Source organism: Nocardiopsis sp. NRRL B-16309 (assembly GCF_001279585.1).
Lineage (GTDB): Bacteria > Actinomycetota > Actinomycetes > Streptosporangiales > Streptosporangiaceae > Nocardiopsis.
In genome coordinates, this window is record NZ_LGEC01000103.1 from 49,874 (window position 1) to 67,759 (window position 17,886).

The following is a 17,886-nucleotide window of genomic DNA, read 5'->3' on the forward strand; positions in this document are numbered from 1 at the left end:
TCCGCGCGTGAGGCTCCGCACCGCGAGGGCTCAGGCGCCCAGGACGGCGGCTTCGACCGTGCGGTCCAGGCCGAGCCGGGGGCGGTCGGGGCGCTGGGGGACGGGGCCGTCCAGGGAGCGCATCCAGGCCCAGGTGTCGGCGACGGTCGCGGCGACCGGGCGGCAGCGCAGCCCGGCGGCGACCGCTCTGGACACGTCGCCCTGGTGCATGGCCGCGTGGGTCTCGCCCGGCGGCAGCCAGACCGGCAGGTCCGTCCACGGTTCGACGCCCGCGGCCAGGATGGTGTCGGGGTCGGTCCAGCGCAGGTCGGCGCCGGACCCCGTGGCCCGGACGCACGCCTCCAGGAGGCCGCCCATGGTCGCGTGGCCGGGCGGGCTCACCAGGTTGTAGGGGCCTCCGAGGCCGCGCTCGACCGCGTCCAGGGTCCACACCGCCAGGTCGCGGACGTCGACGTACTGGATCGGCAGGTCGCGCGGGCCCGGGGCGAGGACCGGCCCGCCCTCGGCGATCCGGCCCAACCACCAGGGCAGGCGCCCGACGTCCTCGTGCGGGCCGAGGATGAGCCCCGCGCGCACGTGCAGCGCCCTGTCGCCGAACACGGCCTCCGCCGCCAGTTCGCCCCCGCGCTTGTCGCCCGCGTAGTCGGTCGCGTCCGCCTCGGGGTCGCCGGAGACCAGCGGCCCGTCCTCGTCCAGGCCGGCGGCCGCGGGGCGGGCGTAGACGGACCTACTGGAGACGTAGGCGTGGTGCCCCACCCGGCCGGACAGCAGGCGGGCGGCGCGCAGCACCGCCGAGGGCGCGCCCGACCAGGTGTCGACGACGGCGTCCCACTCCCCCGTGGCCAGCGCCGACAGCCCGTCCTCGGCGGTGCGGTCGCCCCGGCGCGCGGCGGCGCCCTCCGGCGCGGGACGGGTGCCCCGGTGGAAGACCGTCACGTCCCAGCCGCGGTCCAGCGCTTCGGCGACCACGGCCCGTCCGACGAACGCGGTCCCGCCCAACATCAGAAGTCTCATGTGCGGCAGTCTGGCGCGGTGCCGCCGCGCGCGCCAGTCCGGCCTGCCCACAGCAGAAGGCGCCGGGCGCTCCTACCGAAGGCGACCGACGTCGTCGCCGGTCAGAGGGCGCGGGCGCGGCCCAGCAGGAGCGCGCGCTCGCTCTCGTTGCGGGTGAGCTCCGCGGCCCGCTCGAACTCCGCGCGGGCCTCCTCGGCGCGGTCGAGGCGGGCCAGCAGGTCGCCCCGGACCGCGGACAGCATGGGGTAGCCCGCCATCGCCGGAACATCCCGGAGCCGGTCGACGATGCCCAGCGCCGGCCCGGGCCCCAGGGCCATCGACACCGCGACCGCGCGGTTGAGCTCGGCCACCGGGTTGCGGGTGGTCCTCACCAGCTCCTCGTACAGGACCGCGATCGCCGACCAGTCGGTGTCCGCCGCCGTGGGCGCGATCGCGTGCTGGGCGGCGATCGCCGCCTGGAGCGAGTAGGGGCCCCGGGCGCGCCCGGGGTCGTCCGGGACGGACCGGGACAGTGCGCGCAGGCCGCGGGTGATCAGCAGCCGGTCCCACCGGCCGCGGTTCTGCTTGTCCAGGGGCACGGGGGCGCCGTCCGGACCCACGCGGGCCCGGAAGCGGGAGGCGTTCAGCTCCATGAGGGCGAGCAGCCCGTGGACCTCGTGGTCCTTGGGCAGCAGGTCGCACAGCACCCGTCCCAGGCGCATCGCCTCCTCGCTGAGCCGGGGACGGGTCCAGTCGGTGCCGGAGGTGGCGACGTAGCCCTCGTTGAAGACGAGGTAGACGACCTCCAGGACGGACTCCACCCGGGCGTCGCGGTCCGCGCCGACCGGGACCTCGAACGGCACGTTCTTCTTGGCCAGGGTGCGCTTGGCGCGCACGATGCGCTGCGCCACGGTGGCCTCGGGCACGAGGAAGGCGCGCGCGATCTCGTCGGTGGTCAGCCCGCCGAGCATACGCAGGGTGAGCGCCACCCGCGCCTGGGTGGCGAGGACGGGGTGGCAGCACACGAACATCAGCCGCAGCAGGTCGTCGCCGTAGTCCTCCTCCAGGACCGCGTCGAACTCGGCCTGGCCGTCGCGCTCGTCGATCTCGCGGCCCAGCTCGACCATCCGGTCCTGGAAGCGCTCGTCGCGGCGCCAGCGGTCGAGGATGCGGCGCTTGGCGACCGTGGTCAGCCAGGCGCCGGGCTTGGCGGGCACGCCCTCCTTCGGCCACTTCTCCAGGGCACTGACGAGGGCGTCCTGGGCGAACTCCTCCGCCAGTCCGACGTCGCCGACCATGCGGCTGAGCGCGCCGATGAGGCGGGCCGACTCGATCCGCCAGACCGCCTCCACCGCGCGCGTCGCGTCCGAGTGGCTCACGGAGCCATCACAGCACCGTGAGCCACCTCACCGCAAGCTGAGGATCAGTACCCCTGGCCGCGCAGCTCGCGCTCGCGCTCCTTGAGGTCCTCGGGCATCTGTTCCATGTCCTCCAGCTCCCCGATCCGGCGCAGCTGGAGCTTCATCTCGGTGTCGTCGCCCGCCGGCGGGTGCGGGCAGCGCTTGGCCCACTCCACGGCCTCCTCGTGCGAGGACACCTGGATGACCCAGTAGCCGGCGATGAACTCCTTGGCCTCGGTGAAGGGGCCGTCCGTGACGGTCACCTCGCCGTCGCGGAAGACGATCTCCGCGCCCTGGGCCGTGGGGGCGAGGCCCTCACCGGTCAGCAGCACGCCGGCCTTGACCATCTCCTCGTTGTACGCGGCCATCGCCTCGTAGACCTCGGGGCCCACCTCGTAGTCGGCGGCCTCGGACTCGGGGCTGGACATGATCGACATCAGGTAGCGCATGGTGTTCACCTCTCGTGGTGTGGGGGGGCTCGTTCTCCCCCGCTCTCACCCACACGTCGAACGGGCCCCGTCCGGATCGACACCCTCCCGGATTTTTTCTCGGAGTTTTTTCGACCGGGTCCCCGGCCGGCCCGGGACCGGTCCCTCCCGTGGCCACGCCTGGCCACAACCGGTCAACCGGACCGCCCGCCACCGAGCTGAGCTGGGGCGTTCGGTAGAGTTCCTGGGCGTTCGCCGTCGACGGCGCGGATCACAGCACGGAGGAGTACGAGGGTGGAGCTGTTCCTGGGTACGACCTTCGGCTTCCCCGCGGTCCTGTTCACACCCCTGCTCCTCGTGGTGGCCGTCTACTGGGTCCTCGTGCTCGTGGGCGCCACCGACAGCGAACTCCTGGACGCCGTGGACGCCGACGGCGCCGCGTCCGGGCTGAGCGCGGTCATGCACAGGGCTCGTCTGGGCGACGTGCCGGTCACCGTCGCGCTCTCGATGCTGATCTGCTCCGCCTGGTTCGTGAGCATGATGGGAGGCATCATGACCAGTCTCCTCGACACCACCTCCACCCCCCTGCTGCTGGCCCTCGGCGCCGTCGTGCTGCTCATCGCGGTCGTCGCCGCCTGGGCGGTCACCAGCGGCCTGGTGATGGCCGTCGCCCGGTTCCTGCCGCGCCGCGGCGGCGACTCCAAGCACGAACTCGTCGGTCGCACCTGCGTGATCCGGATCGGCGAGGCCGGCGAGGACTTCGGCCAGGCCGAGATCACCACCTCCGGCGGTGCCGCGATCACCATCCCCGTGCGCACCACCGGCGGCGAGGTCCTCCCGCTGGGCAGCACCGCCCTGATCTTCGACCACCGGGCCGAGGGCGACGTCTTCCTGGTGACCCACTTCGACGCGGCCCTGGATCCCGGCCAGGGCTGACCGGACCCGCCGCCCCGCCCAGCGGCCCGACCCGCCCCCACCGCCCGAACCGGCGCCACTTCCCGACCCGCCCCAGCGTCCCGAGCCGGTACCACCCGCCCGACCACTCCCACCTGCCCGAACCGGACCGTCGGCCGCGCGGAACCGTTGCGCGCCCGACGGCGTCTCATCTCCGGACGAGCCCGAAGCGGCACCCCACCGCCCCAGCCCCGGCGCTCGCCCCCGCACCCGCACGTCCCATCTCCCAGAAAGCGACCCCTACGTGTTCCTGAGTGCAACCACCACCGGGCAGGAGGCGGCGGACGCCACCTTCCTCACCTTCGGTGTCGCCCTGGCCGTCGGCCTCATCGTCCTCGTCGCGCTGGTCGTCATGATCATGCGGCTGTTCAAGAAGGTCGAGCAGGGCAAGGCCCTGATCATCTCCAAGACCCGTGACGTCCACGTCACCTTCACGGGCGCCGTCGTCCTCCCGGTCCTGCACAAGGCCGAGGTCATGGACATCTCGCTCAAGACCCTCACCCTGGAGCGCAGCGGCCGCGAGGGCCTCACCTGCAAGGACAACATCCGCGCGGACATCCGCGTGTACTTCTACGTCCGCGTCAACGAGACCGCCGAGGACGTCAAGAAGGTCGCCAAGTCCATTGGCACCGAGCGCGCCAGCGACCGGGAGACCCTCCAGGAGCTCTTCAACTCGAAGTTCTCCGAGGCGCTGAAGACGGTCGGCAAGCAGTTCGACTTCGAGGAGCTGTTCACCCAGCGCGAGCAGTTCCGCCACGCGATCGTCTCGCTCATCGGTACCGACCTCAACGGCTACAGCCTGGAGGACGTGGCCATCGACGAGCTGGAGCAGACCCCGCTGCACCAGCACGACTCGAACAACATCCTCGACGCGCAGGGCATCAGCAAGATCACCGAGCGCACGGCGATCGAGCACAAGCGCACCAACGAGTTCGAGAACGACCGCAAGAAGGAACTCGACCGGCAGAACACCGAGACCGCCGAGACCCTCGCCGAGCTGGAGAAGCGCCGCGAGGAGGCCGCCGCCAAGGCCAAGCGCGAGATCGAGATCATCCGCGCCCGCGAGGAGTCCGAGACCGCCCGCGTGCAGGCCGAGGAGCGCCTCAAGGCCGAGACCGCCAACCTGCGCACCAACGAGGCCCTGGGCGTCCAGCAGCAGAACCAGCAGCGTGAGATCGCGGTCGCCGAGAAGAACCGCGAGCGCGTCATCGCCATCGAGACCGAGCGCATCGAGAAGGACCGGATGCTGGAGGTCATCGGCCGCGAGCGAGAGACCGAGCTGAGCAGCATCGCCAAGGACAAGGAGGTCGAGGCCGAGAAGCGCGAGGTCGCCGACGTCGTCCGCGAGCGCATCGCCGTCGACCGCACCGTCGCCGAGCAGGAAGAGGCGATCAAGAGGCTGCGCGCGGTCGAGGAGGCCGAGCGCACCCGTCAGGCCATCATCATCCAGGCCGAGGCCGAGGCCCAGGAGAACCTGGTCAAGGACATCAAGGCCGCCGAGGCCGCCGAGGCCGCGGCCAAGCACCGCGCTGCCGAGGAGATGACCCTCGCCGAGGCCCGCCAGCAGGCCGCCGAACTCGACACCCGCGCCAAGATCCGCCTGGCCGAGGGCCTGCAGGCCGAGGCCGCCGCCGCGGGCCTGGCCGAGGTCCAGGTCCGTCAGCAGGACGCCGAGGCGCTGGAGAAGATCGGCCGCGCCGAGGCCGTCGTGTCCCGCGAGAAGGCCCAGGCCGAGGCCGAGGGCATCGAGCAGAAGCTGCGCGCCGAGGCCGCCGGCCTCACCGACAAGGCGTCCGCCATGGCCGCCCTGGACCAGGTCAGCCGCGAGCACGAGGAGTACCGCCTGCGCCTGGACGCCGAGAAGGAGGTCCGCCTGGCCGGGATCGACGTGCACCGCCAGGTCGCCGAGGCCCAGGCCACCGCGATGGCCGCGGGCCTGGAGAGCGCCGACATCAGCATCGTCGGCGGCGACGGCGCCTTCTTCGACCGCATGGTCAACTCCATCGGCATGGGCAAGGCGATCGACGGCTTCGTCGGCAACTCCGACACCGTCCAGACCCTGGGCGGCAACTGGCTCAACGGCGACGCCGGTGCCAACGGCGGCGGCAACTTCACCGAGGACATCAGGCGCATCCTGGCCGACGCCGACACCGAGGACATCAAGAACCTCACGGTCTCGGCCCTGCTGCTCAAGCTGATCGCCGCGGGCGGCCAGAACAGCGGCAAGCTGGACTCGCTGCTCTCCACGGCCCGCTCCCTGGGCCTGGACCAGCTCCCCGTGACCGCCATCGCCCCCGTCAAGCAGTGAGGTAGTCCCACGTGACCGAGGCCCTGGAGACCGAAGCCGGGTCGGACGCCGTGGACGCGCGGTCGCTGGACGCGGGCACCTACGAGGTGCTCCGCGCCCGGCTGCGCGACCAGACCGGCGAACTGGCCCGGCGGACCGAGGCGCTCAACGACCGGCGGCTGGAGGTGTTCGGCGGGACCGAACTGGCGCTGCTCGGCACCGAGCGCATCCGCACCGAGCACAACTGCGTCCCGCGGGACATCGTGAGCGTGGGGCGGGCCGTCGGCGCCGGCGCCGACGGCGCCATGATCCTGTTCGGCTACAACGTCTTCATCGGTATGAAGCGGGAGACCCACGTCCCCGACGTGTTCTCCCTGCACCGGTACGAACGGGACGGTGAGGGCTTCACCTTCGCCGACGCCCCCGGCGACGCCGCCCCCGGCCTGCTGGACGACGAGCGCTTCCGGCAGGACTTCGGTCAGCTCTACCGCTACTACCGCGACGCCCACCTGCTCCAGCTGCGGAAGGTGGAGGACCGGCTGCTCGCGGTGTTCCAGACCGGCCCGCGCACCGAGGACGTGCGGGTGCTGCGCTGGTCGGTCTCGCCCGCCGGCGAGGTCGCCTACCTCGACGCGCGGGGCGAGCGCGACCACGTGTTCCCACCCTCGCACGACTTCGCGTGGGTGGAGACCACCCGCGAGGACCACGTCGCCGGGCGGCACCCGCACATCTCGATCCTCGACGAACTGTTCGTCGAGACGCTCAACGGCGACCTCACCATCAAGGTGGAGAACAACACCGAGGTCGGCGAGGGCATCTACGCCGAGCCCGTCGACGAGCCGCTGCAGAGCCTGGCCGACGCCCAGGTGCACTACGCCAGGGTGGGCGCGCTCATCCTGATGAAGGTGCTGCCCTACAACGAGACCACGTGGCGGTACCTGGTCTTCAACACGCGTACCAAGGAGGTCGAGCGGCTCGACGGCATCGGCCAGTCCTGCCAGCGCCTGCCCGACGACCAGGGGCTCATCTTCCCCGGCGGCTACTACCTGGCCACCGGCACGGCCCGGACGTTCGACACCGACGTCACCGACCTGGAGTTCGAGCGTGTGGTGCGCTCCCCCAACGGGGAGGACGTGCTCTACGTCTTCCACTCCCGGGAGGACGGCCGCAGCCTGCTGCTGTCGTACAACACCATCCGCAAGGAGGTCGCCAACCCGATCGTCTGCCACGGCTACTCGCTGTTCGACGACGGCACGATGACGGTGTTCCGCGACGGAACCGGCGAGCCCACCCGGGTGCACCCGATGCAGGTGTGGCGGACCCCGTTCGTGTCCGACGTGTACGCGGCCGCGCAGCCCGCGGGAACCGGTCCGCTGGAGCGGATCGGCAACGCCGACCTGGTGCGCGGTGTGTCGGAGTGCCTGTCCGTGGCGCGCATCGCGAGCGACATGCGGCCCTCGACCGAGGTGTTCGAGGCGCTCATCGCCTCGTGCCGCCGGGTGTCGGACCAGTTCCACTGGCTGGGCGATCCGGAACTGGGCGACCTGGCCGAGCCGCTGTCGCAGGTGCGGGCGACCGCGGAGAAGGTCCTGGAGGAGTTCGAGACCGTCCAGGCCCTGACCCGCCAGGCCGCCGAGGCCCTGGCCGAGGCCGAGTCCCGGGCGGCCTCGCTCATCCGCACCTCGCGCGGCGAGGCGCCCCGCTCGGCGGAGGGCTGGGTGGCGCGGCTGACCGAGCTGCGCCGCGCCCAGGGGCAGGCGGCCACGCTGCGCGAGATGCGCTACGTGGACGCCGACCGGCTGGCGGACCTCGACCACCGGATGGGCGAGGAGATCGCCGCGGCGGGCCGCCGGACGGTGGCCTTCCTCGAACAGGACGACGCGTTCGCCGGATACCACTCCGAGGTCGACCGGCTGGTGGCGGACGCCGAGGCGATCGACGCGGTCACGGCCGCGACGGCCGTCGGCGAGCGCATCGCCGAGCAGACCGAGGGCCTGCAGGTGGTCACCGAGGTCATCGGGTCGCTCGACATCGGCGACGCCCAGGTGCGCACGCGCATCCTGGAGCGGATCAGCGAGGTGATGGGCGGGATCAACCGGGCCCGCGCCACGCTGGAGTCGCGGCGCAAGGAGCTGCTGGCCCTGGAGGGCCGGGCCGAGTTCGCCGCCGAGTTCTCCCTGCTCGGGCAGGCCATCACGGGGGCGCTGGCCGCCGCCGACTCCCCGGACCGGTGCGACGAGCAGCTCGGCCGGATCATGCTCCAGCTGGAGAACCTGGAGTCGCGCTTCGCCGAGTTCGACGACTTCCTCGGGGAGCTGTCGGACAAGCGGGAGGACGTCTACGAGGCGTTCTCCACCCGCAAGCAGTCGCTGGTCGACGAGCGGTCCCGGCGGGCCGACCGGCTGGCGTCGTCGGCCGCGCGGGTGCTGGAGGGCGTGCACCGGCGGGTGTCGACGCTGTCGACGCTGGAGGACATCAACACCTACTTCGCCTCCGACGCGATGGTCACCCGGCTGCGCCGCACCGTCGAGGAGATGCGCGCGCTCGGCGACACCGTGCGCGCCGAGGAGCTGGACGGGCAGATCCTGGCCGCCCGGCAGGAGGCGGGCCGGGCGCTGCGGGACCGCGCCGACCTGTTCGAGGGCGGTGCGGGCGGGGAGACCATCCGCCTCGGTCGGCACCGGTTCGCGGTCAACACCCAGCCCGTCGACCTCACGCTCACCCCGCACCAGGGGGAGATGTCGGTGGCCGTCACCGGCACCGACTTCCGGGCGCCGGTCACCGACGAGGCGTTCCAGGAGACCCGGTACCTGTGGGACCGGATGCTGGTGTCGGAGAGCGAGCGGGTGTACCGGGCCGAGTACCTGGCCACCTCGATCCTGGCCGCCGCCGAGGAGGGCGCGGACGGTTCGAGCCTGCGGGCGCTGGTCGAGGCGGACGTGCAGTCCGAGAACGGGTCGCTCCTGGACATCGTGCGCGGGGTCGCCGAGACCCGGTACGACGAGGGCTACGAGCGGGGCGTGCACGACCACGACGCCGCCCGGATCCTGTCCGCGCTGCTGCGGCTGCGGACCGGTGCCGGACTGCTGCGCTATCCCGGGCCCGTGCGCGCGGTGGCCCAGCTGTTCTGGGCCTACGGGACCGACGAGGACCAGCGGGCGGCCTGGCGCACCCGCGCCGGGTCGCTGGCCCGCGCGCGTGAGGTGTTCGGGGCGCGCCGGTCGGCGGCCATCGACGGCCTGCGCGGGGAGCTGGCCCGGGGCGTGGACGCGTTCCTCACCGAGACCGGGCTGTACCAGGACACCGAACTGGACCTGGTGGGCGAGTACCTCTTCGAGGAGCTGGCCGCGGACGGCCCCTCCGAGCGCGGATTCGTGTCCGGCGCGGGGGCCAGGCTGCTCCTGGACCGGTTCCACCGGGCGCTGGGCAGCGCCCAGGAGACCACGCGCCGGGCCTTCGCCGAGGACCTGCGCCGGCTCGACGGCGACGTCGCGGCGCGGCACCAGCTGGTGTCGGCGTGGCTGGAGGCGTTCGCGAGCACCCTGGAGGAGGGCTCGTTCGACGCCGGGGACCTGCCCGAGGCGGCCGTGATCGAGCTGACCGGGCCCGAGGTGGAGCGGTACGAGTCCTCGGCGGCGGTGCACGAGAGGGTGACCGGGCTGCTGGGCTCGCACCCGCGGGTGCGCGAGCGGTCGCTGGACGTGCGCCTGGACGAGATCCTGCCGCGTACCCGCGCGTTCCGGCAGCGGGACGTGCCCGCCTACCGGGACTTCCAGCGGCGGCGCAACGAGCTGGTGGCCGCCGAGCGCGAACGGCTGCGGCTGGAGGAGTACAAGCCGAAGGTGATGAGCGGGTTCGTCCGCAACCGGCTGCTGGACGAGTCGTACCTGCCGCTGATCGGCGACAACCTGGCCAAGCAGCTGGGCGCGGCCGGCGACGACAAGCGCACGGACCAGAGCGGTCTGCTGCTGCTCATCTCCCCGCCCGGGTACGGCAAGACCACGCTGATGGAGTACGTGGCGAGCCGCCTGGGCCTGGTGTTCGTGAAGGTGAACGGACCGGCGCTGGGGCACGCGGTGACCTCGCTCGACCCGGCGGAGGCGCCGGACGCCACGTCGCGCCAGGAGGTCGAGAAGATCTCCTTCGCGCTGGAGATGGGCAGCAACACGATGCTGTACCTGGACGACATCCAGCACACCAACCCGGAGCTGCTGCAGAAGTTCATCTCGCTCTGTGACGGCCAGCGCCGGATGGAGGGCGTGTGGGAGGGCCGCACCCGCACCTACGACCTGCGGGGCAAGCGGTTCGCTGTGTGCATGGCCGGCAACCCCTACACCGAGCAGGGCAAGAAGTTCCGGATCCCGGACATGCTGGCCAACCGCGCCGACGTGTACAACCTGGGCGACGTGCTCTCCGGCAAGGAGGAGCTGTTCGCGCTCAGCTACATCGAGAACGCGCTCACCTCCAACCCGACCCTGTCGCCGCTGTCGTCGCGCGACCGCGAGGACGTGTACACGTTCGTGCGGATGGCGCGGGGCGACGACTCGGTCGGCACGGACGAGCTGAAGCACCCGTACTCGGCGACCGAGGTGGAGCGGATCCTGTCCGTCCTGCGCAAGCTGCTGCGGGTCCAGGAGGTGGTGCTGGCCAACAACCAGGCCTACATCGCCTCGGCCGCGCAGTCCGAGGACGCGCGCTCGGAGCCGCCGTTCCAGCTGCAGGGGTCGTACCGGAACATGAACCGGCTGGCGGAGAAGATCGTTCCGGTGATGAACGACGCCGAGGTGGAGGCCGCGATCGACGACCACTACCTGGGCGAGGCGCAGACCCTGACCTCGGGCGCGGAGGCCAACCTGCTCAAGCTCGCCGAGCTGCGCGGGGTGATGACGCCGGAGCAGAAGACCCGGTGGGAGGAGGTCAAGGCGGGCTTCCTGCGCGGACGCGCGCTGGGCGGCTCCGAGGACGACCCGATGACCCGGGCGATCGGGGCGATGGGCCTGCTCGCCGACCGGGTCGGCTCCATCGGCTCCGCCATCGACCGCGCCGCCGAACGGTAGCCGGACCGGGAGTCCGGGCCTCGGGGCCCGGGGGAACCGGTGGCCCCGGGGCTGCGAGAGTCCGGGGCCGGGCCCCGGACGTCGTGGGGCCGCCGTCCGGCGGCCCCACGCTCAGAGGCGGACGGGCTCGCGCCGGGGGTCCGTGACCATCTTCGGGTCGCGGTCGCGCAGGAGCGCCATGAGGGGGGCGACGGTGTCGGCCCGCTGGGCCTCCTCGCCCTCCTCCGCCAGGAGCCCGACGATCTGGAAGAACAGCACGAGCCCGTTGTCGGTGTCCAGGAACCGCAGGTCGACGTCGGGGACGATCGCGAGCGAGGTCATGTCGCCGTTGGCCGGGTCGCCGCCCAGCGGCGAGGGGGTGACGATCCAGTGGCCGACGTCCAGGTCGACTCCGTCGAGGAAGCGGTCGGCCAGGGCGTGCAGGACGCGCAGGATCCACGCCGGAACCGACCTGTCGTCGGCCTCCCGCGGGATCCGGCAGGTGAACTCGAAGCCGGCGCCGGAGACGGCGGCCTGCTCGCTGGTCTTCTCCCCCAGCTCGGTCAGGCCGAAGGTGACCAGCAGCCAGTGCCCGTCCAGCGGGTAGGCGAGGACACCGTCGAGGCCGCCCTTCTCGCCGTCCGCGGCGAACTGGACGGTCAGCGGTTCGACGCCGGGGTAGCGCTCGGCCCACCCCTCATAGATCCGGACGAGCCCGGGCAGCATCTCCAGCATGGTGTCGTGGCCCCCCACATCAGGTGTTCGTGCACGTCCGAGCATAGGAGCGCGCGGCGGGCGCCGGGGACGCCGATCCGCCCGGCGGCGCCGACGGCCTCAGATCTCGCAGGCCAGCCGCCATCCGCCCTCGTCGTAGACCCAGTACTCGCCCCCGCCGTCCAGTGACTCGTACTCGGCTCCGACCGGCAGTCCGGTCACCTCCCCCGCCGCCTCGGCCGCACGGAGCAGGTCCGCGGCCAGCCAGTACGCGTGGTGCGCCGCCTCGGACTCCCACCGCACGGGTTCGAGCGCGGTCCAGTAGTGGCCGTCGGGGTCGAACCGCGACGACCAGGCGTCCTCCCCGGGACACGCCCAGTCCAGCGGCCGGTGCACCGCCCCAGGGCCCAGACCCGCGTCGGCGAACTCACGCCGCCTGCCGCACACGGGGCAGGGGCCCGGGTCCAGGGGCGCGAAGCGGAACATCAGCCAGTGCAGGTCGATGATGCTGTGCTCCCGGACCCGGGGAAAGCCGGGACCGGCCTCCTCTCCCGGGTGGCCGCAGTCGGGGCAGCGGGGCTCCGGCGGCCGGCGCCCCGTCCCCGGGGTCCGGGCCCCGGGCCAGCCCGAGGGCCACAGGCCCGCGCAGCGCGGGCACAGGTACTGGCGGCGGCGCGGACCGGTGCGGCCGGGGACGGGCCGGGGCGCGGGTTCGCGCGGCGCCCGTTCGTGCTCGGCACGCCGGCGCTCGTCCTCCGCCTCCCGGGGGCCGCCGCGGTAGGGACCGGCGGCGGCGTCCCCCGGCACCCGCCTGACCATGGCTCCATCATCTCTCGCCGCCCCCGCGCAGGCCAGACCGCCAGGCCGCCGCCCCGGTGACCGGCCCCGGCCACGCGGGTCGTCCGAGGGTGCGCCCGGCCCGACCGCGGTGGGTGACCGGCGACGCCGGGTCGCGGAAACCGGGAGCGTTCCCACCCGCGGCCGGGGAAGTCCGATATACCTACACAGCAGGCTTTTTGTCTCTCCTGCGTGAGTTTGTGGACACAAGTCGCTCCCAGTGCTGGCGTCTCCTACTACTGGGTAGTAACATTGACTTGTTACTAGTCGGTAGATCCGCGTGTACAGACACCGCGGCCAGGGACACACAGCGGAGCTGTCCATGACGCATTACAAGAGCAACCTGCGCGACATCGAGTTCAACCTCTTCGAACTCTTCAACCGCCAGGACGTACTGGGCAAGGGCCCCTTCCAGGAGCTCGACGAGGAGACGGCACGGACCATCCTCGGCGAGGTCAACCGCCTGGCCACGGGCGTCGTCGCCGAGTCCTTCGAGGACGCCGACCGCAACCCGCCGGTCTTCGACCCCAAGACCAACACCGTCACCGTCCCCGAGAGCCTGAAGAAGTCCTACCAGGCCTACATGGACGCCGGCTGGTACAACCTCGACCTCCCCCCCGAGCTGGACGGCCTGGGCGCCCCCCGCTCCCTGGTGTGGTCCGCCGCCGAGCTCGTCCTCGGCTCGAACCCCGCCGTCCACATGTACTCCGCCGGCCCGGGCTTCGCGAGCATCCTGTACTCCGAGGGCAACGAGAAGCAGAAGGAGTTCGCCAAGCTCGCCATCGAGCGCGGCTGGGGCGCCACCATGGTCCTGACCGAGCCGGACGCCGGCTCGGACGTCGGCGCGGGCCGCACCAAGGCCACCGACCAGGGCGACGGCACCTGGCACATCGAGGGCGTGAAGCGCTTCATCACCTCGGCCGAGCACGACATGAGCGAGAACATCTTCCACCTGGTGCTGGCGCGCCCCGAGGGCGCCGGCCCCGGTACCAAGGGCCTCTCGCTCTACCTGGTCCCCAAGTACCTGGTCAACGAGGACGGTTCGCTCGGTGAGCGCAACGGCGCCTACGTGACCAACGTCGAGCACAAGATGGGCCTCAAGGCCTCCACCACGTGCGAGCTGACCTTCGGCGACAAGCACCCCGCCATCGGCTACCTCGTCGGCGACAAGCACGACGGCATCCGCCAGATGTTCCTCATCATCGAGTACGCGCGGATGATGGTCGGGACGAAGGCGATCGCCACCCTCTCCACCGGCTACCTCAACGCGCTGGAGTACGCCAAGGAGCGGGTCCAGGGCAACGACCTGGCCGGGGAGAAGGACTCCCCCAAGGTCACCATCACCCACCACCCGGACGTGCGCCGCAGCCTCATGACGCAGAAGGCCTACGTCGAGGCCATGCGCTCGCTGGTGCTCTACACCGCCACCCAGCAGGACGCGATCCAGATCGCCAAGGACGCCGGTGAGGACGTCACCGAGCTGGAGGCCATGAACGACCTCCTGCTGCCGATCGTCAAGGGCGTGGGCTCCGAGCGCTCCTACGCGCTGCTCGCCGAGTCCCTCCAGACCCTGGGCGGCTCCGGGTTCCTGCAGGAGTACCCGATCGAGCAGTACATCCGCGACGCCAAGATCGACACCCTCTACGAGGGCACCACCGCGATCCAGGCCCAGGACTTCTTCTTCCGCAAGATCGTCCGCAACGGCGGCGTGGCCCTGGGCAAGCTCGCCGGCGAGATCAAGGACTTCGCGCGCAGCGAGGCCGGCAACGGCCAGCTCAAGGAGGAGCGCGCGCTGCTCCTGGAGGCGGCCGAGAACGTCGAGGAGATGGTGGGCCTCATGGTCAACCACGCGATGGCCGCCGCCGAGGACAAGCGCGAGCTGTACAAGGTGGGCCTGAACTCCACGCGTCTGCTCTTCGCCTTCGGCGACGTCGTCCTCGCCTGGCTGCTGCTGCGCCAGGCCGAGGTCGCGCTGACCAAGGTCGACGGCGCCGACGCCGCGGACCGGGACTTCTACACCGGCAAGATCGCCGCCGCGCGCTTCTTCGCCGACCAGTTCCTGCCGCGCCTGGCCGCCGAGCTCAAGATCGCCCAGGGCGTGAACCTGGACATCATGGACGTCCCCGAGTCCGCCTTCTAGGGCCCACGCCCCAGAAGGACGACAGAGCGACGTGACGGGCGGGACGGCCTCCGGGCCGCCCGCCCGTTCGTGCTGCCCGGCTCACGCGGTACGCAGTCGCTCGACCGGCTGCCCGGGCACTCCCGGACCCGGCCCATGAGGTCGGGGTCAGGACTCGCCCTGTTCGGCGGACACCCGGACCCCCGTCAGGACTCCTAGGGGCCATCGCCCGCGGACAGCTGACGCATCATGCCCGCGGCGTCCGAGACGACCCAGTACTCCGCGAAGCGGCCGTCGACGGCCCGGAAGACGTCGCTGCCCACGAGCGAGGCCGGTGTACCGGGCGGGGCGTCCGCACCGGGGATCCCGCCCCGGTAGGAGCCGTGGAAGGTCCAGTAGGCGGCGACCATGCCGTCCCCGACCACCGGGCCCACGTCCAGGGTGGTGCGGACGTCGTCGAAGTACTCGTGCGAGCGCCGGACCTGTTCCACGGCCCCGGCGGGACCGTGGACGTCGAATCCCGGCCAGTGCCCGACGAAGTCCGGGGCGAGGATGTGGTCGGCGACGGCGAAGTCGCCCGCCCACACCTCGAAGAGCCAGCGGCGGTAGAGGGCCTCGATCTCGTGCATGTCCCCCGCCTACCCACTCCCCGGCGGACGGCACCCGTGCCGGTCCGCGCGGGCGGCGCGGGCGGCACAGGACGAACGGGACGGCCGCCTGCCGGGGCGGCTCAGGACGAAGGGGACCGCTGTCCGCGCGGGCGGCGCAGGATGAAGACGTACAGCACGGTGGTCGCGCACACCGTCGTCGCGCAGATGGGCACGAACGCGAGCTGGAACGCGGTCGGTCCCTCCGGGAGCGCTTGGAGGACGGCTCCGGCCAGCACCGTGCAGACCACGGCGGTCGTGAAGCCGGACATGTTGACCAGTCCGGAGGCCACGCCGGTACGGCTGGCCGGAATGCCGTCGCGCGCGAAGTCGAAGGACACGGTGGGCGCGAGGGTCTGGCCGATCGCGCTCGCCGCGAGCACCGCGACGCCCACCGCCAGGGGCGCGCCGCCCGGCCAGACCACCAGCAGCAGCCATCCCGCGCTCAGCGTGGTCCCCAGCGTGAGCGCGAGGCCGCCGCGCACGTTCGGGTTGCGGCCGATCAGCACACCGACGAACGGCGCCACCCACAGCCCGCCCGCGGCCAGCGCGGTCAGGGTCACCGCGGCCGTGCTCTCGGGCAGCCCCAGGCCGCCCACGAGGAAGGGGAAGCCCCACAGCACCATCATCATCGTGAAGGGCGCCATGACGGCGGCGTGGTGCGCCATGCCGATCCGCGGTCCGCGGGCCGCCAGGGCCTCTCTGAGCGCCGCCCACAAGGAGATGGGCGCGGCGATGGTGGCGTGCCCGGCGGCCCCGGCCGGGCGGTCGCGGACGACCAAGAGCACGAGCAGCGCCATCAGAGCGGTCACACCGGCCGTGGCCAGGAACGCCGCCTCCCAGCCGAACCCGCCCAGGGCCCACGCCAGCGGCGCCGCGCTGGCCACCTGTCCGGTGCCGCCGACCACGCCGGTGAGCCCGCTGATCAGGGCGTAGCGCGAGCGCGGGAACCACAGGGCGGCGAGGCGGATGACGTTGAGGAACACCAGGGCGTCGCCGAGACCGATGAGGAACCGTCCGGCGACCGCCAGTTCGACGACCGGCGCGAGGGCGAACATCCCGGCGCCGAGCGTCATCGCGGCCATGCCGATGCCGAGCGTGAAACGCGGGCCCAGGCGGTCGGCGAGCAGCCCCGCGGGCACCTGGAGGATCACGTAGACGAGGAGCTGGAGCATCGGCAGCAGGGAGAGCAGTGCCGGACCGACGTCGAAACGGGCCTGGGCCTCCAGCGCCGCGACACCGAGACCGTTGCGGTGCAGCATGGCCAGGAAGTAGCCGGCCACCGCCACGGCCCAGACGATCCAGGCGCGCGCTCCCCCGGTGGGTTCGGCGGTCCTCGCCCCCACCCTTGTCCTGTCACCGGATGTCTCGGGCTGCGTCTGCGTCACGCGCTGCTTCTCTCCTCGGGGGATGTCTCGTGGTGCTCCGTCCCCAAGTGTCCCCCAGTCGGACGAATGCCCCTTACACCGGGGTGAACGGCAGCGCAAAATCGCCCCGCGACCTCGGCCCTGGCAGAGGTCTGGACCATGCAAAGACCTCGTCGTTCCAGGTCAAGCGTTCGCAAGCTGCGCAAAGTCACCGTAAGTGACACCGGGCATGCCAAGGGTTCGCAAAACGGGTGATGCTGATGACAGCCCCCGGTGATCCAGAGACTGATTTTCCGTCGGAAATCCATCGAACGCGTGACCGAAAAGTATCCTCTGAGCTGGTGGTTCACGGTCCAACCCGATCGATACCCTTTCGTTAATTGTGATATGCGTCACATCTTCAAGTCTCGACTGCGAGGGGTGAGTTACTGCTAGCATCCGGAGCGCAAAGGATAACTACGAGGTAACGACATCGTTCGCGCCTCACCAATCTTTGCCGAGGACCCGCCTCCGGACCGCTCCGGCCGGGGGAGCCCCCTCGCACCGCGGCGTCGTGGCCGCAACAAGCGCACACGGTCAGTACCGCGGAAACCCTAGAGACCCACTGGAGACGACCTTGAGTCACTGGCGCCTGAACAACCCCCGGGCCACCCGGGCGAAGTCGGCTCTCGCCAGGCGAATCAAGCACAAGCCCCGCCACGCCTTCTGCGCGGAGCGTGCGATCACCGCCCTGCTGGGTGAGCTCGCCTCTCTCACACCCCGCCAGCTCTACTGGTCCGGGACCTCGGAGATGGCCGTGATGTCGGTTCGCCGTGACGTCAACGTCTGGTGCCGCGACGGACGCTTCTTCTGGAACGACCTCGTCCGCGGCGGGCAGACCGTCTCCCACCCGGCCAGCGACCCGGTCGGCGCGGCCGCCCTCCTCAACCCGTGCACGCGGGTGCCGGACCCGGTCTTCCAGCACCACCACCGCCCCATGGCGGGTCTCACCGCGGCCTGAGCGCACGGGCCCGCGCCGGGCCCGACCTCATCCCACACTCTTCTCCGCCCGGGTCCGACCTCCTGGTCGGATCCCACGCGCCACCGCCTGCCCCGTGCGTCCCT

At 71.9% G+C, this 17,886-nt stretch carries 12 protein-coding genes; 5 read left to right on the top strand and 7 right to left on the bottom strand.

What is annotated here, in order from left to right; genetic code table 11:
* Window positions 1–30: 30 nt before the first annotated feature.
* From ADL05_RS23405 to ADL05_RS23415, 3 genes are all read right to left on the bottom strand, one after another.
* Window positions 31–1,014 carry an NAD-dependent epimerase/dehydratase family protein gene (locus tag ADL05_RS23405; protein ID WP_053619309.1) on the bottom strand — a complete coding sequence of 328 codons (984 nt, stop codon included), beginning with the start codon at window positions 1,012–1,014 and terminating at the stop codon, window positions 31–33.
* A 101-nt stretch (window positions 1,015–1,115) separates the two neighbouring features.
* A complete protein-coding gene (locus ADL05_RS23410) occupies window positions 1,116–2,372 on the bottom strand; it encodes an RNA polymerase sigma factor (RefSeq protein ID WP_053619159.1) in 1,257 nt (418 codons plus the stop codon).
* A gap of 44 nt (window positions 2,373–2,416) precedes the next feature.
* Complete coding sequence (locus tag ADL05_RS23415) at window positions 2,417–2,842, bottom strand: YciI family protein (protein ID WP_053619310.1); 426 nt, start codon at window positions 2,840–2,842, stop codon at window positions 2,417–2,419.
* A gap of 273 nt (window positions 2,843–3,115) precedes the next feature.
* Between ADL05_RS23415 and ADL05_RS23420 the strand changes: the two genes are divergently transcribed.
* From ADL05_RS23420 to ADL05_RS23430, 3 genes are all read left to right on the top strand, one after another.
* Window positions 3,116–3,757 carry an OB-fold-containig protein gene (locus tag ADL05_RS23420; protein WP_053619160.1) on the top strand — a complete coding sequence of 214 codons (642 nt, stop codon included), beginning with the start codon at window positions 3,116–3,118 and terminating at the stop codon, window positions 3,755–3,757.
* 262 nt (window positions 3,758–4,019) lie between these two features.
* A complete protein-coding gene (locus tag ADL05_RS23425) occupies window positions 4,020–6,083 on the top strand; it encodes a flotillin family protein (protein WP_053619161.1) in 2,064 nt (687 codons plus the stop codon).
* Window positions 6,084–6,094: 11 nt separating this feature from the next.
* A complete protein-coding gene (locus tag ADL05_RS23430; RefSeq protein WP_053619162.1) occupies window positions 6,095–11,119 on the top strand; it encodes a DNA repair ATPase in 5,025 nt (1,674 codons plus the stop codon).
* Window positions 11,120–11,230: 111 nt separating this feature from the next.
* Here the strand turns inward: ADL05_RS23430 and ADL05_RS23435 are convergent, their stop codons facing one another.
* Window positions 11,231–11,833 (bottom strand): suppressor of fused domain protein, encoded by a 603-nt coding sequence (locus ADL05_RS23435; RefSeq protein ID WP_053619311.1) that lies wholly within the window; start codon window positions 11,831–11,833, stop codon window positions 11,231–11,233.
* A gap of 99 nt (window positions 11,834–11,932) precedes the next feature.
* The gene (locus ADL05_RS23440; protein WP_053619163.1) at window positions 11,933–12,631 is read right to left on the bottom strand and encodes a hypothetical protein; all 699 of its coding nucleotides are present in this window, start codon (window positions 12,629–12,631) and stop codon (window positions 11,933–11,935) included.
* Between the two features lie 340 nt (window positions 12,632–12,971).
* Between ADL05_RS23440 and ADL05_RS23445 the strand changes: the two genes are divergently transcribed.
* A complete protein-coding gene (locus tag ADL05_RS23445) occupies window positions 12,972–14,789 on the top strand; it encodes an acyl-CoA dehydrogenase (protein ID WP_053619164.1) in 1,818 nt (605 codons plus the stop codon).
* Window positions 14,790–14,983: 194 nt separating this feature from the next.
* Here ADL05_RS23445 and ADL05_RS23450 read toward each other — a convergent pair whose 3' ends face one another.
* Both ADL05_RS23450 and ADL05_RS23455 read right to left on the bottom strand, forming a co-directional pair.
* The gene (locus ADL05_RS23450) at window positions 14,984–15,397 is read right to left on the bottom strand and encodes an ester cyclase (protein ID WP_053619165.1); all 414 of its coding nucleotides are present in this window, start codon (window positions 15,395–15,397) and stop codon (window positions 14,984–14,986) included.
* A gap of 101 nt (window positions 15,398–15,498) precedes the next feature.
* On the bottom strand, window positions 15,499–16,761 hold the full coding sequence (locus tag ADL05_RS23455) for an MFS transporter (RefSeq protein ID WP_255351864.1): 1,263 nt from the start codon (window positions 16,759–16,761) through the stop codon (window positions 15,499–15,501).
* A 637-nt stretch (window positions 16,762–17,398) separates the two neighbouring features.
* Between ADL05_RS23455 and ADL05_RS23460 the strand changes: the two genes are divergently transcribed.
* Window positions 17,399–17,782: a hypothetical protein gene (locus ADL05_RS23460; RefSeq protein ID WP_053619167.1), complete on the top strand. Its 384-nt coding sequence runs from the start codon at window positions 17,399–17,401 to the stop codon at window positions 17,780–17,782.
* The last annotated feature ends 104 nt before the right edge of the window (window positions 17,783–17,886 follow it).

Excerpts from the sequence above, each read along its gene's own strand:
- ADL05_RS23415 (WP_053619310.1), bottom strand. The coding sequence starts at position 2,842 with ATGCGCTACCTGATGTCGATCATGTCCAGCCCCGAGTCCGAGGCCGCC.
- ADL05_RS23445 (WP_053619164.1), top strand. The coding sequence starts at position 12,972 with ATGACGCATTACAAGAGCAACCTGCGCGACATCGAGTTCAACCTCTTC.
- ADL05_RS23440 (WP_053619163.1), bottom strand. The coding sequence starts at position 12,631 with ATGGTCAGGCGGGTGCCGGGGGACGCCGCCGCCGGTCCCTACCGCGGC.
- ADL05_RS23405 (WP_053619309.1), bottom strand. The coding sequence starts at position 1,014 with ATGAGACTTCTGATGTTGGGCGGGACCGCGTTCGTCGGACGGGCCGTG.
- ADL05_RS23435 (WP_053619311.1), bottom strand. The coding sequence starts at position 11,833 with ATGCTGGAGATGCTGCCCGGGCTCGTCCGGATCTATGAGGGGTGGGCC.
- ADL05_RS23450 (WP_053619165.1), bottom strand. The coding sequence starts at position 15,397 with ATGCACGAGATCGAGGCCCTCTACCGCCGCTGGCTCTTCGAGGTGTGG.